At 70.0% G+C, this 19,778-nt stretch carries 17 protein-coding genes; 4 read left to right on the forward strand and 13 right to left on the reverse strand.

Features of this window, described 5'->3' with window-relative positions:
• From ACSG06_RS07575 to ACSG06_RS07620, 10 genes are all read right to left on the reverse strand, one after another.
• Window positions 1-3,075 (reverse strand): carboxypeptidase-like regulatory domain-containing protein, encoded by a 3,075-nt coding sequence (locus ACSG06_RS07575; RefSeq protein ID WP_440989656.1) that lies wholly within the window; start codon window positions 3,073-3,075, stop codon window positions 1-3.
• Window positions 3,076-3,077: 2 nt separating this feature from the next.
• On the reverse strand, window positions 3,078-4,277 hold the full coding sequence (locus ACSG06_RS07580; RefSeq protein WP_440989657.1) for an FtsZ/tubulin family protein: 1,200 nt from the start codon (window positions 4,275-4,277) through the stop codon (window positions 3,078-3,080).
• On the reverse strand, window positions 4,277-6,403 hold the full coding sequence (locus tag ACSG06_RS07585) for a coiled-coil domain-containing protein (RefSeq protein WP_440989658.1): 2,127 nt from the start codon (window positions 6,401-6,403) through the stop codon (window positions 4,277-4,279). Before ACSG06_RS07585 ends, ACSG06_RS07580 begins: the two co-directional genes overlap by 1 nt.
• Entirely contained in the window at window positions 6,400-7,509 is a 1,110-nt protein-coding gene (locus tag ACSG06_RS07590; RefSeq protein WP_440989659.1) for a hypothetical protein, read from the reverse strand. The genes ACSG06_RS07585 and ACSG06_RS07590 overlap by 4 nt, the downstream gene beginning before the upstream one ends.
• Window positions 7,506-7,778 carry a hypothetical protein gene (locus ACSG06_RS07595; RefSeq protein WP_440989660.1) on the reverse strand — a complete coding sequence of 91 codons (273 nt, stop codon included), beginning with the start codon at window positions 7,776-7,778 and terminating at the stop codon, window positions 7,506-7,508. The genes ACSG06_RS07590 and ACSG06_RS07595 overlap by 4 nt, the downstream gene beginning before the upstream one ends.
• A complete protein-coding gene (locus ACSG06_RS07600) occupies window positions 7,775-9,250 on the reverse strand; it encodes a cell division protein FtsZ (protein ID WP_440989661.1) in 1,476 nt (491 codons plus the stop codon). The genes ACSG06_RS07595 and ACSG06_RS07600 overlap by 4 nt, the downstream gene beginning before the upstream one ends.
• A 159-nt stretch (window positions 9,251-9,409) precedes the next feature.
• Entirely contained in the window at window positions 9,410-11,026 is a 1,617-nt protein-coding gene (locus tag ACSG06_RS07605; RefSeq protein ID WP_440989662.1) for a hypothetical protein, read from the reverse strand.
• Window positions 11,027-11,035: 9 nt separating this feature from the next.
• Complete coding sequence (locus ACSG06_RS07610; protein WP_440989663.1) at window positions 11,036-12,640, reverse strand: cell division protein FtsZ; 1,605 nt, start codon at window positions 12,638-12,640, stop codon at window positions 11,036-11,038.
• Window positions 12,641-12,721: 81 nt separating this feature from the next.
• On the reverse strand, window positions 12,722-14,596 hold the full coding sequence (locus tag ACSG06_RS07615) for a hypothetical protein (RefSeq protein ID WP_440989664.1): 1,875 nt from the start codon (window positions 14,594-14,596) through the stop codon (window positions 12,722-12,724).
• Between the two features lie 105 nt (window positions 14,597-14,701).
• Window positions 14,702-14,989, reverse strand: a complete 288-nt coding sequence (locus tag ACSG06_RS07620; protein WP_440989665.1) for a hypothetical protein — start codon at window positions 14,987-14,989, stop codon at window positions 14,702-14,704.
• 113 nt (window positions 14,990-15,102) lie between these two features.
• On the opposite strand from ACSG06_RS07620, the gene ACSG06_RS07625 reads away from it, so the two are divergent.
• A complete protein-coding gene (locus tag ACSG06_RS07625) occupies window positions 15,103-16,143 on the forward strand; it encodes a DHH family phosphoesterase (protein ID WP_440989666.1) in 1,041 nt (346 codons plus the stop codon).
• A 69-nt stretch (window positions 16,144-16,212) separates the two neighbouring features.
• Here ACSG06_RS07625 and ACSG06_RS07630 read toward each other — a convergent pair whose 3' ends face one another.
• Together ACSG06_RS07630 and ACSG06_RS07635 are read right to left on the reverse strand one after the other, a co-directional pair.
• On the reverse strand, window positions 16,213-17,055 hold the full coding sequence (locus ACSG06_RS07630) for a beta-keto acid cleavage family enzyme (protein ID WP_440989667.1): 843 nt from the start codon (window positions 17,053-17,055) through the stop codon (window positions 16,213-16,215).
• A gap of 5 nt (window positions 17,056-17,060) precedes the next feature.
• A complete protein-coding gene (locus ACSG06_RS07635; protein ID WP_440989668.1) occupies window positions 17,061-17,246 on the reverse strand; it encodes a hypothetical protein in 186 nt (61 codons plus the stop codon).
• Between the two features lie 120 nt (window positions 17,247-17,366).
• Here ACSG06_RS07635 and ACSG06_RS07640 point away from each other — a divergent pair, with 120 nt between their 5' ends.
• The 3 genes from ACSG06_RS07640 to ACSG06_RS07650 all read left to right on the forward strand — a co-directional run bounded on the left by ACSG06_RS07640 (window position 17,367) and on the right by ACSG06_RS07650 (window position 19,512).
• Entirely contained in the window at window positions 17,367-18,575 is a 1,209-nt protein-coding gene (locus ACSG06_RS07640; RefSeq protein WP_440989669.1) for an iron-containing alcohol dehydrogenase family protein, read from the forward strand.
• A gap of 64 nt (window positions 18,576-18,639) precedes the next feature.
• Window positions 18,640-19,050 (forward strand): SRPBCC family protein, encoded by a 411-nt coding sequence (locus tag ACSG06_RS07645; RefSeq protein WP_440989670.1) that lies wholly within the window; start codon window positions 18,640-18,642, stop codon window positions 19,048-19,050.
• Between the two features lie 54 nt (window positions 19,051-19,104).
• Entirely contained in the window at window positions 19,105-19,512 is a 408-nt protein-coding gene (locus tag ACSG06_RS07650; RefSeq protein WP_440989671.1) for a translation initiation factor IF-2 subunit beta, read from the forward strand.
• On the opposite strand, the gene ACSG06_RS07655 is transcribed toward ACSG06_RS07650, so the two are convergent.
• On the reverse strand, window positions 19,513-19,692 hold the full coding sequence (locus tag ACSG06_RS07655; protein ID WP_440989672.1) for a DUF7836 family putative zinc-binding protein: 180 nt from the start codon (window positions 19,690-19,692) through the stop codon (window positions 19,513-19,515).
• Window positions 19,693-19,778: the final 86 nt, after the last annotated feature.

Consider the following 19,778-nt stretch of genomic DNA (forward strand, 5'->3'; position numbering starts at 1 on the left):
TCAGAACACCGTCCGCTTCATGCGTTCCCTGAGCTCGCGGCGGTCGAAGCTGTGCTCGACCGCGTCGAGCAGCCCCGCGACGAGCAGCGCCTTCGCGGCCGTCGAGAGGGGCTCGCGCTCGCGTCTCGTCTCCTGGAACAGCTCCCGCGCGTGCTCCCACATCTCCGTCGCCGGCTCCACCTCGGTCAGGTCCGCCCGTTCGTCGTCGATCCGCGACCGGGTCCGCTCGATGCGGCCCGTCAGGTCGCTGTCCACGTCGGCGTCGACGTAGTCGAAGTACGCCTCGTGGGTGACCAGGTCGCCATCCCACCGCAGGTCCACGCTCGCCATGTCCGCACACGCGGCGAACATGTCGACGTTCCGCTTGGTCGTCATCGCGGTGTTGACCCGCGAGATACCGTCCTCCGCGGCGGAGAGCAGTGCCTCGGCCACGTCGTCCGGCCGGTGTTCGCCGGTCGCGAACAGGTGGCCGTACTGCGGGAGCGCCTCGACCAGATCGAGCAGTCGCGAGACGACGCTGCCGTAGTAGCCCGGGAACGCCGTGTCCCGCCCCGACTGCTCGGAGAGGCCGTCGACCTCGCGCCGGAGCCGTCGCACCCGGTCGCGCGTCGCCTGCGGCACCGTCCACTCGAACGACGCCTCGACGGTGACGTTCGACGGCTCGTCCTCGTGGACCGCCACCTCGGTCGTCCGGGTGCGGAACAGGTCCGACTGCGAGCCGGCCACGTCGAGCCCGACGACGTAGTCGCCGACGAACACGTCCGAGGCTCTGACCCGGCCCCGCTCGTCGGTCCGGCGCGACCCCTGCCGGTCGTCGACCCGGTACCGGTCGTCGCCGGCGGGTGCGATGGACACCGGCAGGCCCGCGGTGGCGACGCCGTCGACCTCCGCGGTCACCGACAGTCGGCCGGTCTGCCGGCCCAGCCCGACGTTCAGCTCGAGCGGCCCGTCGTCGTCGAGCGAGCAGTCGTTGCTCGCGGCGTGGTACTTCGGATGCTCGACGTGCACGTCGGCCATCGAGGCCGCGTACGGGAGGGTGACGGCCGCGCGACCGTTCCGCCCGGTCTTCGCGGTCTCGGTGTCGCCCTCGTCCGGTTCCACCGTGACCCGTGCTCCGGGGATGGGCTCGCCGTCCTGCTTGTCGGTGATGGTCACCCGGACCCCGGGTCGCGGGAAGGCGAGCTGGGTCTGCTCGCCGGTGTGTCTCCCGTCCTGGACCTCGAGCTGCTCGGTCCGTTGCTGGGTACCGACCGCCGCGGTCACCTGCCAGCCGCCGGGCAGCAACGACATGTTGACGAGACCGGAGTCGGTCGACCGCGTGGTCCGCGAGCCGGCACCGCGGGTCGGTTTGGCGACGACGTCAGCGTCGTCCCTGATGCGGTGGCCGTTGCCGTCGACGAGCGTGACCGTCACGTCGACCGGATCGGGTGCGGTCGTTCCCCCACCCGATCCGAAGTGCCAGAAGCCGAGCCAGTCGAGTAGTCCTGCGAAGCCGAGCGCGGTGAGGCTCCCGACGAGCACGCCAACGAGGAGGCCTGGAAGCATGGTGAGCAACCCCTCTTCAGCGAACTCCAGCCACACGATGGCTCCGGAGCAGATGAGCCCGAGCAGGGCGCCCGCGCCCAGGACGACGACGGCACCCCTGGGGTTGGTCGGGTCGCCGTTCGGTCCGGCAGCGCCCGCCGCGAACCTCACCGCGGCGAGGACACCCGTCGCCCCGACACCGCAGGCGAGCCCGACGGCGAACAGGAGGAGCCAGTCCATGAGCCCGTAGCTCGCGGGGAGGAGCCCCCCGCCGGCACTCGCGTTCGTGGCCGTGGTCGCGGTCGCGGTCCCCGGGGTGGTCGTCGCGGCGCCGTCACCTGCCGAGCCGTTCGATCCGTCCGTCGTCGACCCGGTCGGTGCGCTCGAGACGGTTCCCGCGACAGTCTGTGCGGAGACGATGCGTCGCTCGCCGTCGGATTCGACGACCAGCAGGACCGGCTGGTCGACCGGCAGCGAGGTGCCGTTCTCGACGGCGTAGTAGCCGTCCTCCCGGGTGACGCCGAGCCGGTCGACGTCCCCGTCGCGCTGGACCAGCACGGACGACACGCCGTCGGTTTCGGCCGCGAGGTAGCTCCGGTTCACCGTCAGGGTGACGGGCTCGCTCGCGTACTGGCTCTCCCAGCCGTCGAGGAGCCGCGGGCCGTCGGCGCCACCAACCGCGAGCGTCGCGGTGACGCTCGCCGAGAGCGCGGTCCGGGGCAGTTCGACGCCGTCGTCCGTCGTCTCGACGGGGCCGACGAACTGCCCGTCGGGCGAGGTCGTGGTCAGGTCGAGATGGTACGTCTCCGCGTCGAGCACCGGGAGCAGGGGGTTCGCGATGGCGACGCTGTCGCCGCTCGCGACGAGTTCGCTCGCGTTCGCGGCGGCGGCGTGCAGGTTCACCGAGGTCGGGGTCGCCGTCACGTCCTCGTCCGGCGCGACGCGGAGCCGGCGGTCCTCGAACAGCGACGCCCGGTCGAGGCCGCCGAGGGCGTCCGCGTCGAGCACGAGTGCACCGGCGTCGGCGTCGTAGCTCGCGTTCACCGTGACGTCACCGACGCTCGTCGGGACGGGTGCGGTGGTCGCGAACCCGCGCACGTCGACCGGCGTGAGGTGGACCGAGCCGTCCTCGAACGTCGCGCTCGTCCCCTCCAGCGACGCGTAGCGGAGGTCGGCCGTGTCGTCGCCGAGCTCCGTTTCCTCGGCGCTGACGACGACCGTCGCGCCGCCGAGCGGGGCCGTCTCGTCGGCCGGGACGAGTTCGGTGACGGCGAGTTCGCCCTCGTAGGTGCCGGCGGAGTTCCGGCTCACGTTCGCCGTCGCGGTGGCGTCGGTCCCCGAGACGGAGAGCGTGACGGACGAGAGCGCCGGCGTCCCGTTGTCCGGCTCGACGGTCACCGTGACGGTGTCCGGGGTGGTGCGGTCGACCGAGACGGCGTCGGCGTTCGCGGCGTCGGTGGTCGCGGTCGTGACTGCCGCCCCGGCGGCCGTCAGCGTGGCGACGAGGACCACGAGTGCGAGCAGCGCCGTCGCGCGAGTTCCCCACGACATGGCTACCCCTCGTTCTGGTCGCGGTAGTCGGCGAGGTTGTCCAGCACCGTCTGCACCTCGCGCTCTGTCAGTCCCTCCGCCCCCGCCGTGTTCCCGCGGGCCAGGTTGTCCCTGACCTGCTCGTACTGCCCCATCGAGTGGTTCAACAGCGGGCTCAGGTCGAAGCCACCGAGCAGCAGGAGCACGTCGACGTCCGAGCCGCGGCCGCGCTTCGGGGTGAGGCTGGCCTGTCCGGCGACGCTCAGGTCGTGCTTGTTCTGCCACTGGTTGAACGCCTGGTACACCTCGGGCTCGGTTATCTCGCCGTTCTGGATCATGCTCTCCGGCGCGCGGACGACCGGGAAGACGATCTGGGAGGTGGCGACGTCCATCGGGACGAACGGGTTCTCCGCCGCCTTGTCGAACATGTACTCCAGCTCGTAGATGTCGCCGTTCATGTCGGTCGCGACGGCGGGCGTGAAGTGGTAGGAGCCGTACTGGCGCGGGATGGTCACGAGGTCCTCGACGTCGATGACGCCGTGGGTCTCGCGGCCCGCACCGATCATCAGGTCGACCGCCTCGATGATGAGCTCGTTCACCCGGTCGTAGTCGCTCCCGTTCTCGCCGTCGAGGTGGGAGTTCGCGGCGACCATCACCATGTCGGCGTTCTGCCCGCCGTCGCGGTTCCTGAGCAGCCGCGAGAGCCCGGACACCGCGTTGAAGTGGCGCTGGTCGGGCTCCCAGTAGTACGGCCAGACCGCCATCGCGACGTGGATGACGCTGTCCATCCAGGGCTCGCTCTCGCTGACGTTCAGCCCCTGTTTGAACTCGTCGACGACGAACGGGATGGAGCCGTTGCCCGTCCCGCCGCCGAGCGTCGCCATGTAGAGGAACGCGTCGGCGGTGCCGAACGTCCGCTTGATGCGGTCGGTGATGCGGTCGAGGTCCTGTTCCGCGGCCTCCCGGCCGTAGTAGTAGGAGTTCCCGGCACCCTGCTTGTCACCGAACTCGAGCGCGTGGTTCTCGCCGATGTCGTCGGCGTCGGTGATGCTCGCGTCGATGCGGTCGATGGTGTTCCGGATGTCGTTCCGGTTCGTGTTCATCACGAGGATGCGGTCCTCGATGCCGGGGTTCTCGGACCGGTTGAAGAACTGCGAGGCGATGCGGCCACCACCCTCGCCGGAGGCGATGACGGCCCAGCGGGTGTACTGTCCGCGGGACATCACGCCTCACCCCCTGCGGGCTTCTCGAGGCTGTCCGTCGTCGTCTCGACCGAGAGGCCGGTGTCGGCCGCGAGCTCCTCGATGACGGGGTCGGGGACCGGCACCGACAGGTAGTTCGACCGGATGCGTTCGTAGCTGAGTCGGTCCCCCTCGTCGAGGTTGTACTGGATGACGTTCATGATCTCCTGGGAGAGCTGCGAGTCGTCGTAGACGATGACGGTGCCGTCGTCGGTGCGGGTGACGGCGTACCCCTCGCGGTCGGCCCACGAGGCGAGCAGGCCGGGCACGAAGTCGTCGGTGATGGGGAACGCCATCTCGGTGCTGAGATAGCCCTCCTCGTCGAAGCGGTCGCGGAGCCGGGGTGCGAACTCGGTGACGTGCTCCCCGATCTCGTCCTCGCGACCGTCGACGAGCTGTTCGACCAGCGTGACGGGCTCGAGATCGACCGAGAGGTCCGTGTCGTCCTCGACCTGGACGGTGCGCTCGACGCGCCCGTAGTCGTCCGCGCTGGGGGCGACGACGAGCTCGTACTCGCCGAAGGGCACCTCGACGAACGTGGCGGTGCCGGCGAGGTGGGTCTCGACGACCTCGCGGCCGTCGTACTCGCCGCCGTCGAGCGTGACCGTCGCACGGCGCTTGGCCTCGCTCCCCTCGTCGTAGGAGACCGCGACCTCGACCGTGTACGTCTCGACCTCGCCGCGGTGGAGCGCCGGCGCGTCGGGGTCGAACTCCACGTCGGGGTTGCGCCGGAAGTAGAGCCCGAAGAACTGGCCGGCGTGACGCACCGGGAGGTCGTCCTCGGTGACCGTGCCGTGCTGGCGGAGGCGCTCCTCGATGGTCTCCGCGACGTCGTCGTACGCCTCGACGACCGTCGCCTTCGTCTTCACCGTGCCGACGGCGTCGACGAGTTCGGCGACGACCGCGTCCCACTCCCGGTCGAGCTCGTGGACGGGGCCGACGGCACGCAGCTCGTCGACGTGGCCCTCGTCGGCGACGTCGGGTCTGCTGTAGTAGCCGGCGGGCAGGTCCTCGCCGTCCAGGGTTCGGACGTGCCGTTCGAGTTCGGTGTCGAGCGCCTCGACGATGTCCAGCGCTGCAGTCCGGACCGTCTGCCGGTGCTCGCTCAGCGACCCCACGTCGAGCGCCGAGTCGAGCTCGTCGAGCTCGCGCTGGACCGACCGCACCCGGTCGAACAGTTCGGCGTCGACGTACTGCTCGGCCCCGGAGTCGAGGATGGTCTCGACGAAGACGTCGAGGTCCTCGTGGTCCTGGGCGAACGAGCCCGAGAGCTCGCTCTCCAGGGTCGCCTGTGCCTCGAGCACCGCGTCGACCGCGTGGCCGTACTCCCCGTCGCGGCGGTCCGCCTCTGCGTCCTCGAGGTGCCGGTCGACCGCCGCCTCGTCGTAGGCATCGGTCGCGTTCCGCTGGATGTCACGGACCCGCGCGATGGCCTCGTCGACGGTCACATCGGCCTCGGTACGGTACTCCTCGAGGTCGTCGCCGACGGCCTCCCAGTAGTCGATACCGCTCGGGGAACCCTCGTCGGGCAGCGGCGGCTCCGGTGGGTCGGCCGGCTCCGACGCGATGTCGGCGTCGGCGAGCGCCCGCATGTCGGCGTGCAGGGCGTCGAGCTCGTCGCGGACGAAGTCGTAGAGCTGGTCGTCGCGGTCGGCGGCGAGCGTCGTCACCTCGGCGTCGATGCGTTCGAGCTCCTGCAGCTCGCCGCTGGATGCGCCCTTGCCGACGCTGAACGAGCCCGACTCGCGGTCGAACTGCCCGCCCTGTGCCTCGTAGTCGGCGACGAGCGAGTCCGCACGGGAGCGGAGCGTGCTCGCGTCGAACCGCGGGTAGGCGTCCTCGACGGACGAGAGCGACCGCCAGAAGTCCCGCAGCGACTCGCCGACCTGCTTCGTGCGCTGTTCCACGTACTGGCCCGTGTTGTCCTCACCGCTGAGGACGCCGCGGACGTACGCGACGGCCACCACCAGCAGGACGACCGGGATGCCACCGACCACGAAGTAGACGCCGAGTTGCGTGCTCGCGAACACGAACAGCCCGGCCCCCACCGCGGCCATCAGTACCGTCAGTGCGCCGATTCCGAGCGCGGCGCGCGTCTGTCCGTTCATAGTATCACCTGAAGTATCGAAAGTCCGCCCGTCGCAGCCAGCACCCCCACCGTCGCCAGCAGGACGAGGACGCCGACACCGACCGGAAGCCACTGCGCCTTCCGGCTGTACTCCGTCGACGAGTCGACCCGGATGCGCCCCTCGGTGCTCGACGCCGCCACGTACGGGACGACCCCGCCGAGGACGACGCCGACCAGCAGGCCAGCGACGAGGCCGACCAGGAGGTTCGTCTGTACCGTCGACCGTGCGTCGGCCGCCCGCGAATCGAGCGCCGACCCGTAGCTCGCCATCGCCTCGTTCGCGTTCGAGTCGGCGGTCCGTTCCTCCTCGCGCGAGGCGTCGATGGCGTCGACCGCGACCCCGGGCGTGGGCGACTCGCCGGCGACCCCGAACAGGTACGAGCGGTACGCGTCGCCGCTGCGGTCGGTCGCGTTGGTCGCCGACGCGAGCGCCCGGAGCGTCTCCGTCGCGTTCGCCGCCCGTGCCTCGGTCAGGCCACCGTCGTTCACCGCCGTCGCGAGGGACGCCAGCCGGTCGGACGCGGTGCGCGTGTCGTTGAGCGCCGTCCGGAAGCCGTCCTCGCGTTCCTCGTACGTTCCGACGCCGTCAGGGGTCGGGAGGAACAGCGTCCCGTCGACGAACGCCGGGTCGACGACGGTCGGCGAGGGCTCGGTGAACGTCGGACCGCGGTCGGCCTTCCCGGTCGGTCGGACCCGGTCCGCCACCGCGAGCTGTCCGTAGCCCTCGGTCAACCGGAGGGTGGCGCTGCTGTCGGTCGTGTTCAGGATCTCGTAGCCGTCGCCGTCCGCGAGGGACCAGGCGCCGTTCTCGCCGTAGGGCGTGACGACGCCCTCGGCGTCACAGAGCCGTATCGTGAGCTCCGTCCCCGCGTACAGCGCGCGGTCGTCACCGAGCGGTTCCTCGCTGCCCGCCATGGTCGCCACCGCGACGGTGTCGCTGCCCTCGACCGAGTCACAGACCGCCACGTCCGTCGGGCCCGGTGTGGACGACGGCTGGCCTGCTGCACCGCCACCGGCGACCGGCACGGCGAACAGGCAGAGGGCACAGAGCACGACGAGCGCCGTTCGGCTTGCGCTCCCTGTCATTCGTAGGTCTCGTCGATCCGCGACTTCTGGACCCGGTACATCACGACGCTGCCGACCACGATACCGAGCCCGAGCCCGATGCCGCCGCCGCCGAGGTACTGGAGCAGCGACTGGCCCGCGAGGGACTCCAGCTCGGCGACGCGGTCGGTACGGTCGATGGCGTCGTCGACGGTCGCGGTGTCCTGGGCGGCCACACTCTGCCCGACGCCCGCGACCACGAGCAGTGCGGCGACGGCCAGTCCGACGAGGGTGACCCGACGCGACCTCACTGGACCATCGCCTCTGTTCGGTCCTCGTACTCCGCTGCCTTCTCCTCTATCTCGGCGAGCCGGGAGATGTCGTCGCGCTCGTAGGTCAGCAGCGTCGTCACCGTCGCGAGGTTGCGGTCGTTGAGCGCGACGCCGAGGTTCACCTCCTGCAGCGCACACTGCGCCTGGAGGTACTCGCGGATGGTCGAGGTCTCGATGCGGTTGCTCCCGCCGGCGAGGTAGCTCGACGGCGCACGCACGAGCCCGATAGCCTTCTGTGCGTCCGACGGGTCGAGGTCGGAGACGGACTGCTTGCTCGTCGCCAGCCGCACGAGGGCGGCGCTGTCGATCGCCTTCTTCCCGACGAACGGCACGAGGTAGCCCGACAGCGAGCGCGTCATCGTCGCCGCGCGTCCGAGCGCCGCGTACCCGGCCTTCGAGTCGCCGCCGCCGACGCCGAACGAGAGCGACGTGACCACGTCCTGCACGTCGATGTCCGGCGTGTCGATGTCCGCATAGTCGCTCGGGTCGATGCCCGAGAGGACGGGGCCGGCGACGAGGTCGTAGATGCCGGCCGCGATGTACTCGTTGTACTCCGCGAACTGACTCTCGGCAGCCGCCTGGTACGAGATGCGCTGGTTGTCGACGAGCACGATGCCGTCGACCCGGTCCTCCAGCCGGTCGAGTCCGTACCGGGCGTTCCAGGCCTGCCGTCCCGCACCGCCGGCCTCGTCGTCGCCGCCGCTCGTCATCGGTCCCATCGTGTTCGGCAGGATGGCGAGTGCGACGATGCTCGCGCGGCCGTCTGTGTACTCGTCGATGGCGTCGACGACGTGCGGTGCGATACCACAGCCGGTGCCGCCCCCGAGTCCGAGGCAGACGAACGCGAACTGGATCTCCTCGCTCTCGGTCGCGTCCCCGGATTCGCCGCGTACCTCCGACTCCAGGTCCTCGACCTGGCGGTCGACTTCGTCACCGTCGTCCCAGGAGTCGCCGGTCTCCTCGCCCCACTCGTCGGCTGGTTCGTCGTTCCAGCCGTCCTCGCGGTCGTCGACCGGGTCCTCGCCCCAGCCGTCGTCGTACTCGTCGGTTCTGTCGTCCTCGTTCCAGCCGGGGTCGCCGCCATCGGTGGCCAGCCCGCGGCTGGCCCCGAACCGACGCTCGAGCAGGTCGACGAGTTCGTCGGCGTGGGCCCCCATCACCTCGTCCGCCTCGACCGGGTCGCGCCCGAAGCCGCCCGCGACCCGCTCCTCGAAGCCGGCGGTGGTCCCGTCGACGATACCGTGCTGGTCGGCGATGCCGAACTGGTCCGACTCGGCCACGTTCGAGAGGTTCTGCAGGTCCCGAACTGTCGAGTTGAACACCATCGGTTCGGCGAGCGCCCTGATGTCGTTGCCGCCGAACAGTCCGAGCGTCGAGTCGGACGTGTACTCGAACACGGCGTCGACGATAGCACTCCCTGCCTGTCCGGCCCCCACGAACAGATACGTCATTGATTCACTCGACTGTCTGTTCCGCTATCTGGAATAAAACAGTACTGGCCATTGAAACGTTGTTTCACGTCACCTGTTCTGCGTACGAAACGGGCGGTGGCAGAATTTGTCAGCTCCTGGAAACGGACGGATAACTCTGGTGGCCGGGGGACCCCGAACCTAGCCGCGGAGTCGCCGCAGCATGATGGAGAACTGGTTGCGCTCGTAGAGCTGTTCGGTCGCGTCGAGCAGCGAGAGCGCGGCCTCCAGCGTGCCCGTCGCTCGCTCCGGATCGCGGCTCGCCAGTCGCTCGCCCTCCTCGTGGAGCGAGCGGGCCAGCGAGACGAAGTGACGGGGAATCGTGTGGTTGTGGTCGTCCCGGAGCTGGTAGTACTCCTCGACCTCGTCGATGCGCTCGCCGACGCGCTCGACCAGCCGGGTCGGCGTCTCCGCCGTGGTGGCGTCCGACCCCGTCGAGTCGAGCGTCGGCAGCAGCGTGTCGCGGTAGAACGACAGCTCGTGGCGGACCACGTACGGCCGGACGAGGTCGGCCTGACCGGCTCGGTCGAGCTCGTTCTGCAGGTCGGCGACCCGCTCCAGCAGCGCGGACTCGACGGGGTCCGACGGGTCGAGGTCACGCTTCACCGAGTTGGCGAGCTCCGTCACCGACTCGCGGTCGACGCCCGCGACCAGCTGTCGCGTCGCGGCATGCTCGTCGAGCGCGCCAGCAGCCGTCCGGAGCGCCGCCCTGAGGCTGTCCTCGTCGGTCGTGGCCGCCGACTTCAGCTCGTCGAGCAGCCGGATCGCCGCCGCGCTGTCGGGCGACCGTCGCGACTCGACCGTGGCCGCGACCGATGCGACGTCCGTCTCGCCCGTGCTGAAGGAGAGGTCGCCGCGCTCCAGGCGCTCCACGAGGTCGTCGCCACGGGCGGCCGTATCACCGCCGTGGAGGGACACCGTCGTGTCGCGCTCCGCCCGGTCGCAGACATCGGCGAGGACGCTCGCGGTGGCGGACTGGCTCGACCGCGTCTCGTCGAGGTCGGCCAGTGCGTCGACCAGCCGCGAGGAGACGGGCCGGAGCGCCGACGCGAGCGGCCCGTCCACGTCGTGGAGTCGGTCGTCCAGCGTCCGGGCCTGGTCCACGCCGCGGACGTTCCCGGCACGCTCTGCCGCCTCCGTCACGCGGTGGGCGCGGTCGAGGTCGGCGACCGCGCGGTCGAGCGCGTCGTAGACGTCGCCCCGTCGGGCGTTCGGATCCGAGAGCGTGTCGAGCAGCTCCTGGCCGGCCGGCGCGTTCGGCGGATGCGACGACCGGAGCTCGCTCGCGACGCCGTCGACGGCCGGGCCGTCGGACTGCTGGGAACCGCCACCAGTGCCGGCGGTGCCGCCGCCACCGCCCGCCGCCCCGGGCCGCTGCTCGGTCAGGTGGAGGTCGCCACGCGAGAGCGCCCGCGAGAGCGAGGTCAGCGCCTCCGAGCGCGAGTCCTGCCGGCTCACTGCGGGGGTGTCGCTCGCCGCGCGAAGCACGGAGTCGGTCGCCTGCGTCAGGTTCGTCAGCTCGTCGTAGACCGCGTTCGCGTCCGGCTCGGTCGACAGCGGCTGGGCGAAGCGCGAGACGGGTGCGCCCGAGCCGCCGGAGCCGCCCGAACTCCCGAGGAGTCGGGCACCGAGCGCGCCCGCCCCGAGGCCGACGACGAGCGCGGCGACGGCGGCCGCGACGACGACCATCGTCGAGTGGCCGGAGGTCCGTTCGACGGTCTGCTGTAACACCAGGTCGGCCGCGAGTGTTGCCCCCATCGGCTCACCTCAGGGCATGTTCTTCCGGCCGAGGCAGTCGAACAGCGGTTCCACCTTGTCCCACACCTCGCGCACGCCGGCCGAGAGCTGGCTGTTCCCGTCCTGCTTCATCGTCAGCGCGTGCTCGTACATCTCCTCCAGCGACGGCATCTCGGGGTTCCAGAGGGTGCCCCAGAGGTAGACGTCGTCCAGGTACGGCGTCACGAGCTGGTGCGTGTGGATGTCGACCGTCTCCACGCCGGCGACGTTGTCCCGGTCGAGGAAGTCCGGACTCCCGAGCACCTCCGTCAGCACGCCGTCGTTGATGAGCGGCGCGACCTTCGACATCTTCTCCTCCGGCCCGTAGATGAGGAAGGTGCCACCCCACGCCGTCGTCGGGTCGAAGTCCGCGAGCTTGTTCTGGAACAGCGCCTTCCGGGCGAGCATCTGGAGCTTCGACCGGTCGAACGAGCTCGCGTGGATCTTCCCGAGCACCGGCGCGAGCACCACCGCCGGGTTGTACGCCCGGTCCGGGTCGAACGGGTACTTGTCCTGCACCGGCCGGAAGCTGTCCGCCGGGTCGAACACCTCGCCGCGGATGGAGAGGTCGGTCTCCTGCTCGACGACCTGCGGGATGGAGGACATCGTGAACGCCTCGAGGAACGCGACGAGCGGCTTGTTCAGGTCGGCGAACTCCGGCGGATTGTACCGGTCGACGCCGTGGATGCGCGGCTCGATGTCCTGTGTGGCCTCCCTGAGCTTCCGGTTGTCGAACGGGACGATGGCGTCCACGCTCGCCGCCGTTCTGGCCATCCCGATGACGCCGTTGACCATCGCCCGGCCCGACCGGTCGGCGTACTCGCTGGGGATGACGACCGACGAGAACACCGGCTTGCCGACGACCTTGTCGTCGTCCAGCACCGCCTCCCGGAGCTTCTCCGCGATGACCGGCGTCGACCCGCAGCCGGTCCCCTTCGTCACGCTGTGGACGAACATGATGGCCTGCGAGTCCCGGAGCTCCACCGGGTTCATGTCCCAGCGCTCCTGGAACGGGTTGCCGCCGTCCTCGAAGTCCGCGAGCACGAAGTCCCGGCCGTGGTCCCAGCGGTAGCCCGCCCCCGCGTAGTTGTGGACGCCCTGGCCGATGATGCAGTTCGCGACGATGTCGTGGCGGTTGTAGCCCTTCTCCTCCTGGGCGTAGTACGTCTCCTCGACCTCGGCGACGTTCGTGTTCAGCACGCCCGCCCCCGCGAGGCCGCCCTCCCAGATGCGGACCCGCTCCTCGTTCTCGTCGGCGAGCGTGTTCCGGCGCAACAGGATGGCGTCGACGATGTGGTTCCCCGCGCCACCGACGCCGATGACGTACCACTTCTTCCCCACCGAGGAGATGCCGAAGTCCGCCTCCGAACCGGTGGTCGCCCCGTTGCCGTTTCCACCCCCCGGAACTGGCTGCTCGTCCGCCTCCTCCTCGTCGTCCCAGTAGCGCTCCTCCACGAATATCGGGTCGTAGAGGTCCGGGTACACCTGTTCGACGGATTTCGGTTCGTCTCGATGCTCGTGAGCGATGTGTCCCTCCAGCGTGTCGTGGTCCCACTCCGCACGCGGAGAGACGCAGATTTTACACGTTTCGGACATGATAACCGACGGTCACTGTGGAGAACTGGTATCGGGGGCGATATGAACGTACTGGCCCCTAAAAGATGGACGTGACCCGAATCACACGTACTGCTCCTTGAACCGGTCGTAGAGCGAATCGAGTGCCGCAGGCGCGTCGTGCCGGTCCGTGAAGCGAACGTCGACGATGCCCGGCGGCGCACCGGCGGGCACGTCGACGGTCTCCACGAGGTCGCTCTGGCGGTTGCAGAACCGCTCGATGGCGGCCAGTGACTCGGACTGCACCGCGTACTCCGGGAGATCGCCGGTCTCCAGGTGGACGGTGTCCGAGCCGGCCTCGGCGACGGCCGAGAGCTCGTCGAACAGCAGGAGCACCTCGTCGACGTACTCCTCGGGGTTCACGTACTCGTCCCGACCGCTGCTGCCGTGACTGGATGTGGTGGTCGACCGCCTCGCCGACCGGTCGGTCGTCGGCTCCGCGGTGACGGGCTCGCCGCGGGTGTCGACGCTGATGTGGCCGTCTTCGACGTGGTAGTCGACGCCGTACTCGCTCTCGAAGGCGGGGGCGAGGTCGCGCGCCAGTTCGGGGTCGACCTCCCGCGGGAGGCTCACGCGGTCCTGTCCGTGGTCGAGCGCGCCGGCGAGGCTGCCGAAGAACTGGACCGTCGTCAGCAGGCCGTCGGCGGTCTCGCGGGCCTCGTCGACGAGCCGTTCGGCCTCGTCGAACCGGCAGTCGTGGAGCGCCTCGCGAGCCTCGCGGAGCCCCGCCTCGACGCTGTGGACGCTGTCGACGTCGGGGTCGTGGCCCTCGACGAGCTTCGCCTCGACGCGCTCGCGGACCGCACCCTCGAGTCGCTCCAGCTCGTCGCGGGCGCGCTCGACGTCGGTCTCGGCGGCCTCGTGTGCGTCGTGGAACGCCTCCTCGGTGTCTGCGACGTGGCGCTCGATGCGGTCCCGGTGGACCCGGATCTCGTCGAGGGCGTCGGCGACGGTCGCGAGGTCGACGTCGTCACGGTCGCACAGCCGCCCGATGGTCCGGTCGACCTCGGCGACGTGCGTGGGCTCGTTGCTCGGCGGGAGCCGGACCTCGCGGAACGTGCTCGGGAGGTTGACGACCTCGTAGGTACGGCCGTAGCGCGACCGCACCGTCAGGTCCACGTCGCCGCGTTCGACGGCCGCACGGACGCCGTCGGCGAGGTCGGACTGGATGCGGTCGACCGCGGCCTCGGGGTCCCGGCGCTTCGCGCTCTCCAGCAGCTCCGCGGCACGGCGGCGCCCCTCGCTCGCGTCGGCGACCGACGACCGGACGGTCTCTATCTCCGATTCGAGCTCGTCGTAGCTCTCGCGCTCCCGCTCGGCGGCGTCACGGGCCGCCGCGACGGCGTCGGGTGCGAGCCCGGTGACGCCCTCGAGGGTGTCTTCGCCGACCTGGCGACGGGAGGCCGACTCGAACGCCTCTCGCTTCCGGGCGACCAGGTCGGCCGCCTCCGAGAGGTCCGTCGCCGCGGCCGATTCCAGGTCGACCTCCCAGTCCCGGAGCCAGGCGCCACCGAGGGCACCGGCGCTGGCGACGAACGGGACCGCGAAGAACAGCCCGAGCTGTGCGACGCCGACCCCGCTGCCGAACAGCGACGAGTAGACGCCGAAGAACAGGACGAGAAAGAGCACCGAGACGAGGCCCGCACAGGCGAACGTGACGTCCCGGTTCCGCAGCAGCCCCATCGCGAGACCCTGGCCGACCCACGCCGCGGCGATGAGCACGAAGAGCACGAGCACGACCGCAGTGCTGGCCTTGAACTGGATGGCGGCCTCCCTGAACACCTGCAGCGAGATGAACGCGTCGACGACCCCGCCGACGACGGGGAGCGTGCGTGCCTCCACGCCGGCGAGTGCGAACGAAGCCTGCAGGAACGTCCCGACGACGGGGAGTCCGGCGAGCCCCCACCCGGCGAACGGCAACAGCTGTCCGTCTTGCATACCCACTCATCAGACGGGTTGCATGAAAACGTTTGTCGCCGTCTCCGACGATGGAGTCCGGTAGCACCGCCGCTGTGCGGACCGGGCTGGCAGGGTGCCGTGGTGCTACTCGTCTGTTCCGTCGCGGATGGCTCGTGCGAGCACGGGGTGGAGCATCGGGTTGCCGTCCTCGTCTCGCTGGAACAGCGGCTCGCCGCCGAGTCGGTCCTCGAGCGTTCCCGTTCGCTTCTCGACGGTCCGCTCGGTGTAGCCCGTCTCCTCGACGAGTTCGTCGAGCGTCAGTGGGCCCTCGGCGTCGGCGAGAGCCTCCGCGATCTCGTACTCGGACTGGACGTACTCCGAGGCCATCTTGTCGACGAGCGCGGCGACTTCGTCCGGTATCTCCTCGGTCATGTCCCGGGCTTGTACGTCGGGTGTCCTAAATGATTCGGGACGCCCCGACGAACCACCGGCAAACGGAGTTCGAGGCAGCAGACCGATGTACCCTCGGGACGAATGTCGACCAGATGAGTGCAGCTACCGACCTCCGGGCGCTCCTCGGCGAGGCGGACGAACTCACCATCGTCTGTCACAACAACCCCGACCCGGACTGTCTGGCGAGCGCCCTGGTGCTCGGCCGGATCGCGGCCGATGCGGGCATCGACGAACGGCGGATACTCTACAGCGGCGACATCTCGCACCAGCAGAACCGCGCGCTCGTCAACCTGCTCGACATCGACCTGCACGAGTTCGACCCGGAGCTGGTGCGGGACCGCGACCCGGGAGCGCTCCTGGCGCTCGTCGACCACTCGGTGCCCGGCGTGAACAACCACGTCCCCGAGGGCACGCCACTCGACGTCGTCATCGACCACCACCCCACCGACGAGGTGGAGGCGCGGTTCGTCGACCACCGGGAGGACGTCGGCGCGACCGCGACCATCATGACCGAGTACGTCAGGGAGCTGGGCGCGGAGATCGACGACCGACTGGCGACCGCGCTCCTGTTCGCCATCCGCCGGGAGACGCTCGGGTTCCTCCGCGGGGTGACGACCGCAGAGTACGAGGCAGCGGGCTTCCTCCACGAGCTGGCCGACCGCGACCTGCTCCGCCAGCTGTCCAGCCCGGCGGTCAGCAGCGCGACCGTGGACGCCATCGCCGACGCCATCGAGAACCGGACCGTGTTCGGGTCGGTGCTGCTCTCGAACGTGGGGCGGACCAGCGAACGGGACGCGCTCCCGCAGGCGGCGGACTACCTGGCGACGCTGGAGGGCGTGGGGACGACGATCGTCTTCGGCATCGTCGGCGACGCCATCCAGCTCAGCGGGCGGACGACGGACAACCGCATCAACGTCGGCGACGTCCTCCAGGACGCCTTCTCCGACGCGGGCAGCGGCGGCGGCCACCGGGAGATGGCCGGTGCGGAGATCCCGCTCGGTATCTTCGCCGACTACACAGACGACGACCGGCGACTGGTCGACATCGTCGAGCAGGTCGTCACCGCGCGACTGCTCGCGACCATGAACATCGAGGCGGACGACGACGACGACCACGGGAGCGAGGCAGACTGAGACCGTTCCGGGTTCCGGTCTCCGGGTCCCGGTCAGCTGTCTCGCTCGGCGGGCGTACAGGCGACTCGGCTACAGCGCGAGGAGCTCCCGCGCCTCGGCCGGCGATGCGACCGGGCGGCCGAGTTCCTCGGCGACGCGAACGACGCGCTCGACGAGCTGGGCGTTGCTCTCGGCGAGTTCGCCGCGGCGGTAGTAGACGTTGTCCTCGAGGCCGACCCGGACGTGGCCACCGAGCAGGATGCCGAGCGTCGCGAACGGGAGCTGATGTGGCCCGAAGCCGAGCGTGTTGAACTGGGCGCCCTCGGGGAGGTTGTCGACGGCGTTGAGGAGGTTCCGCGGTCGTGGGCGGGTGAGCGTGCCGCCGCCGAAGATGAGCGTCGCGTAGACGGGGTCGGCGAGGTCCCGTCGCGCCAGCAGGCCGTGGGCCTCGTTGCTGTGGCCGTCGTTGAACAGCTCCAGCTCCGGCTTGATGCCGCGCTCGACCATCTCCTCGTGGAGCGCGTCGACCATCCCGCGGGTGTTCTCGCTCGTCAGGTGGTCGTACCGGTTCAGCGGCCCCATGTCGAGCGACGCCATCTCGGGGGCCGGGTCGGTCCGAAGCGGGAGGTGCCGGTCCTCGGCGGGTGCCGCGGTCCCACCGGTGGAGTGCTGGATGACGACGTCGTCGGCGTACTCGCGAACCGCGTCGTCGATCTCCTGGAAGCGTTCGGTCGCGAACGACCGCTCGCCGTTCGGGGTCCGTGCGTGGAGGTGGACGACCGCCGCCCCCGCAGCCTCGGCCTCGGCGGCTGCCTTCCCGATCTCCTCCGGAGTCTCCGGGAGGTTCGGGTTCGCCTCCTTGCCGTGGACGCCGCCGGTGAGCGCCGCGGTGACGATGACCGGTTCCCGGTCGAGGTAGTCCGTGTATGTCACGTCACTCACCCACCGGACCCGGCGTCCCGGTAGATCTCGCAGTGCTCGGCGTGGTCGAGGTCGTACCGGTCATTGCAGACGTCGGCCCGCATCGGCTGGACGAACGCGTCGGTGACGGTGCAGTACGCTCGCGGCTCGTCGAACGCCCGTCCGTCGCCCTCCTGCCGGTACTCCAGATTGGGACAGCTCATACGGGTCGTTCACCGGGGACAGAGGTAATTGTTTGGCAATCGTTGACGTGTGGCGCATTACGGTCTGTCCTCCCCGTCGGCCGAAACGACATAGCGCGGGGGAGCGTACTCCGATGTATCATGCACCACGACTCCGGCGGCGACGTCCGCTTCGAGTACGACGCGCCGACGCTCCGACTCGGGAGCGGGGCCGTCGCCAACCTCGGTGAAGAGCTTGCGGCGGCGGGCTGTGAGCGCGCGCTTGTCGTCTGTGGCGCCACGGTCGGCGAGACCGACGACGTCATGGAGCCGGTTCGCGCCGGCCTCGGCGACCGGCTCGCCGGCGAGTTCCCACGGACGACGCCCGAGAAGCGACTCTCGACCGCCTACGACGGTGTCGCCGCGATGAGACGTCACGACGCCGACGCACTCGTCGCGGTCGGCGGCGGGAGCAGCATCGACGTGGCGAAGGTGATGAGCGTCCTGCGCGAGGACGACCGTGCCCCCGACCAGGTCGCCGCGGAGCTGGCCGAGACCGGCACCATCTCTGTCCCGGACGGTGGGCTCACCCCTATCGTCGCGGTGCCGACGACGCTCGCCGGCGCAGACCTCTCGCAGGTCGCGGGCATCACGGCCCACCCGTCCTCGAGCCTCGTCGAGGAGTTCGTCGCCGGCGGCGTCTCGGACGAGCGGTTGCTGCCGGCCGCCGTCGTCGGTGACGCGGCGCTCGTGTCGACGACGCCCGAAGCGGTACTCGCCGGCTCCGCGATGAACGGCTTCGACAAGGGCCTGGAGACGCTCTACGCGAGCACGCGGACACCGGTGACGGACGGTACCGCCAGCCGGGGGCTGCGGCTACTCGCCGAGAACCTCCCCCGGCTGCGGAGGGAAGGTGGGACCAGCGACGTGCTCGAACCCGTCGTCGAGGGTACCACGCTGGTCCAGTACGGTATCTCGCGTCCCTCGGCGACGACGCTCTCGGTCGTCCACGCCTTCGGCCACGGACTGACGCGCGGGTACGGGGTCCAGCAGGGCGTCGCCCACGCCGTCGTGGTCCCGCACGTCCTCGAGTACCTGTTCGAGCACGTCGACGGGCGCCGCGAACTGCTCGCCGACGCCCTCGGTGTCGACGACGCCACGGACCCGGCGTCCGCCGTCGTCGACGCCGTCACGACGGTCCGGGACGCACTCGAGTTGCCGACACGGCTCCGAGACGTCGACGGGCCCGAGCCGGAGGCGTTCCCGGCCGTCGCCGAGGTCGTCCTCGCGGACCCGTTCATGCGGAACGCGCCGTCCGGGCTCGACGCGACCGAGGCAGAGATCGAGGCCGTCCTCGAGGCCGCGTACTGACCCGGCTCCCGACGCGAACGTGTTCCCACCGGGACTTTTCCGGCACCGGGACGAAGCGTCACCGATGAACACCGTCTCCCTGTCCCGGTCGGTCGATGGGTCGGTCGAGTCCGTCAGGAGCGCGATGGCAGACCTCGAGGCCTTCACGGCGGCTGCCGGCTTCGACGATGTCGTCGTCGAGGGTGACACCGTGACCATCACGAACCACGTCGGGTTTCTGGAGCTGTCGCTCGAGCTCGTCGTCACGACGGACGACCCCGAGACGCTGGTGCTCGAGCAGACCGACGGCATCTTCGAGTCGATGACAACCCGGTACACCGTCTCCGGCGACTCGGAGTCGTGCGAGGTGACCGCGGAGACCGAGTTCGCCCTCGACGTCGCCATCGTCGGGCAGGTGCTCGATTCGACCGTCATCGAGCGACAGCGGACCCGGGAGCTGACGGGACAGCTCGACTGGCTCGAACGACAGGTGTAGGCGCAGCGACAGCGGACGAAGCAATTTTAGTTCCCTCACCGCATCCCTGTAGGTATGGACTACGAGGACCAACTGGAACGCGCGATGGAGGAGACGCCCGAGATCAGCTCCGCGGGCGAGCGCTTCAGCGTCCCCGACGCGGAGGTCCGCCAGGAGGGGAAGATGACCGTCTACGAGAACTTCAGGGAGACGACCGACACCCTGAACCGCGAACCGTCCCACGTCATGAAGTTCTTCCAGGACGAGCTGGGGACCAGCGGTCACATCGACGAACGGGGCCGGGCGCGGCTGAAGGGCGAGTTCCGTCAGGACCGCGTCGCCGACGCCCTCGCGGAGTACGTCGACTCGTTCGTCCGCTGTAGCGAGTGTTCCTCGCCGGACACCCGGCTGGTCACCGAGCAGGGGACGACGGTGTTGAAGTGTGACGCGTGCGGGGCGCTCTCGGCCGTCCCCGACCTGTAGTCACTTGAGCTGCTTCAGCGTCTCCAGATCGCGTTCTGTCCGCATGAACTCCGCCAGACGACGCGTCGCGTGACAGCTCGGGCAGCTGTAGTTCCGCTTCGGACCGGGGAGCTCGTCCGGAGCCAGTTCCCACTCCTTGTTGCATTCAGGACAGAGAAGCCGGACGTAGGTTTGCACCATGCCACCGGATAACACCACGTGGGGAGAAAAAGGTTGAGGCTACACCTCGTGATCACGAGCGATCTCCCGGCGGCGAACCGGGAGCC

The sequence above is a fragment of the Haloarchaeobius baliensis genome (assembly GCF_052060055.1).
Taxonomy (GTDB): Archaea; Halobacteriota; Halobacteria; order Halobacteriales; family Natrialbaceae; genus Haloarchaeobius; species Haloarchaeobius baliensis.

Excerpts from the sequence above, each read along its gene's own strand:
- ACSG06_RS07650 (WP_440989671.1), top strand. The coding sequence starts at position 19,105 with ATGGACTACGAGGACCAACTGGAACGCGCGATGGAGGAGACGCCCGAG.
- ACSG06_RS07580 (WP_440989657.1), bottom strand. The coding sequence starts at position 4,277 with ATGTCCCGCGGACAGTACACCCGCTGGGCCGTCATCGCCTCCGGCGAG.
- ACSG06_RS07655 (WP_440989672.1), bottom strand. The coding sequence starts at position 19,692 with ATGGTGCAAACCTACGTCCGGCTTCTCTGTCCTGAATGCAACAAGGAG.
- ACSG06_RS07600 (WP_440989661.1), bottom strand. The coding sequence starts at position 9,250 with ATGACGTATCTGTTCGTGGGGGCCGGACAGGCAGGGAGTGCTATCGTC.
- ACSG06_RS07645 (WP_440989670.1), top strand. The coding sequence starts at position 18,640 with ATGAACACCGTCTCCCTGTCCCGGTCGGTCGATGGGTCGGTCGAGTCC.
- ACSG06_RS07640 (WP_440989669.1), top strand. The coding sequence starts at position 17,367 with ATGCACCACGACTCCGGCGGCGACGTCCGCTTCGAGTACGACGCGCCG.
- ACSG06_RS07590 (WP_440989659.1), bottom strand. The coding sequence starts at position 7,509 with ATGACAGGGAGCGCAAGCCGAACGGCGCTCGTCGTGCTCTGTGCCCTC.
- ACSG06_RS07575 (WP_440989656.1), bottom strand. The coding sequence starts at position 3,075 with ATGTCGTGGGGAACTCGCGCGACGGCGCTGCTCGCACTCGTGGTCCTC.
- ACSG06_RS07610 (WP_440989663.1), bottom strand. The coding sequence starts at position 12,640 with ATGTCCGAAACGTGTAAAATCTGCGTCTCTCCGCGTGCGGAGTGGGAC.
- ACSG06_RS07585 (WP_440989658.1), bottom strand. The coding sequence starts at position 6,403 with ATGAACGGACAGACGCGCGCCGCGCTCGGAATCGGCGCACTGACGGTA.
- ACSG06_RS07620 (WP_440989665.1), bottom strand. The coding sequence starts at position 14,989 with ATGACCGAGGAGATACCGGACGAAGTCGCCGCGCTCGTCGACAAGATG.
- ACSG06_RS07605 (WP_440989662.1), bottom strand. The coding sequence starts at position 11,026 with ATGGGGGCAACACTCGCGGCCGACCTGGTGTTACAGCAGACCGTCGAA.
- ACSG06_RS07635 (WP_440989668.1), bottom strand. The coding sequence starts at position 17,246 with ATGAGCTGTCCCAATCTGGAGTACCGGCAGGAGGGCGACGGACGGGCG.
- ACSG06_RS07625 (WP_440989666.1), top strand. The coding sequence starts at position 15,103 with ATGAGTGCAGCTACCGACCTCCGGGCGCTCCTCGGCGAGGCGGACGAA.
- ACSG06_RS07615 (WP_440989664.1), bottom strand. The coding sequence starts at position 14,596 with ATGCAAGACGGACAGCTGTTGCCGTTCGCCGGGTGGGGGCTCGCCGGA.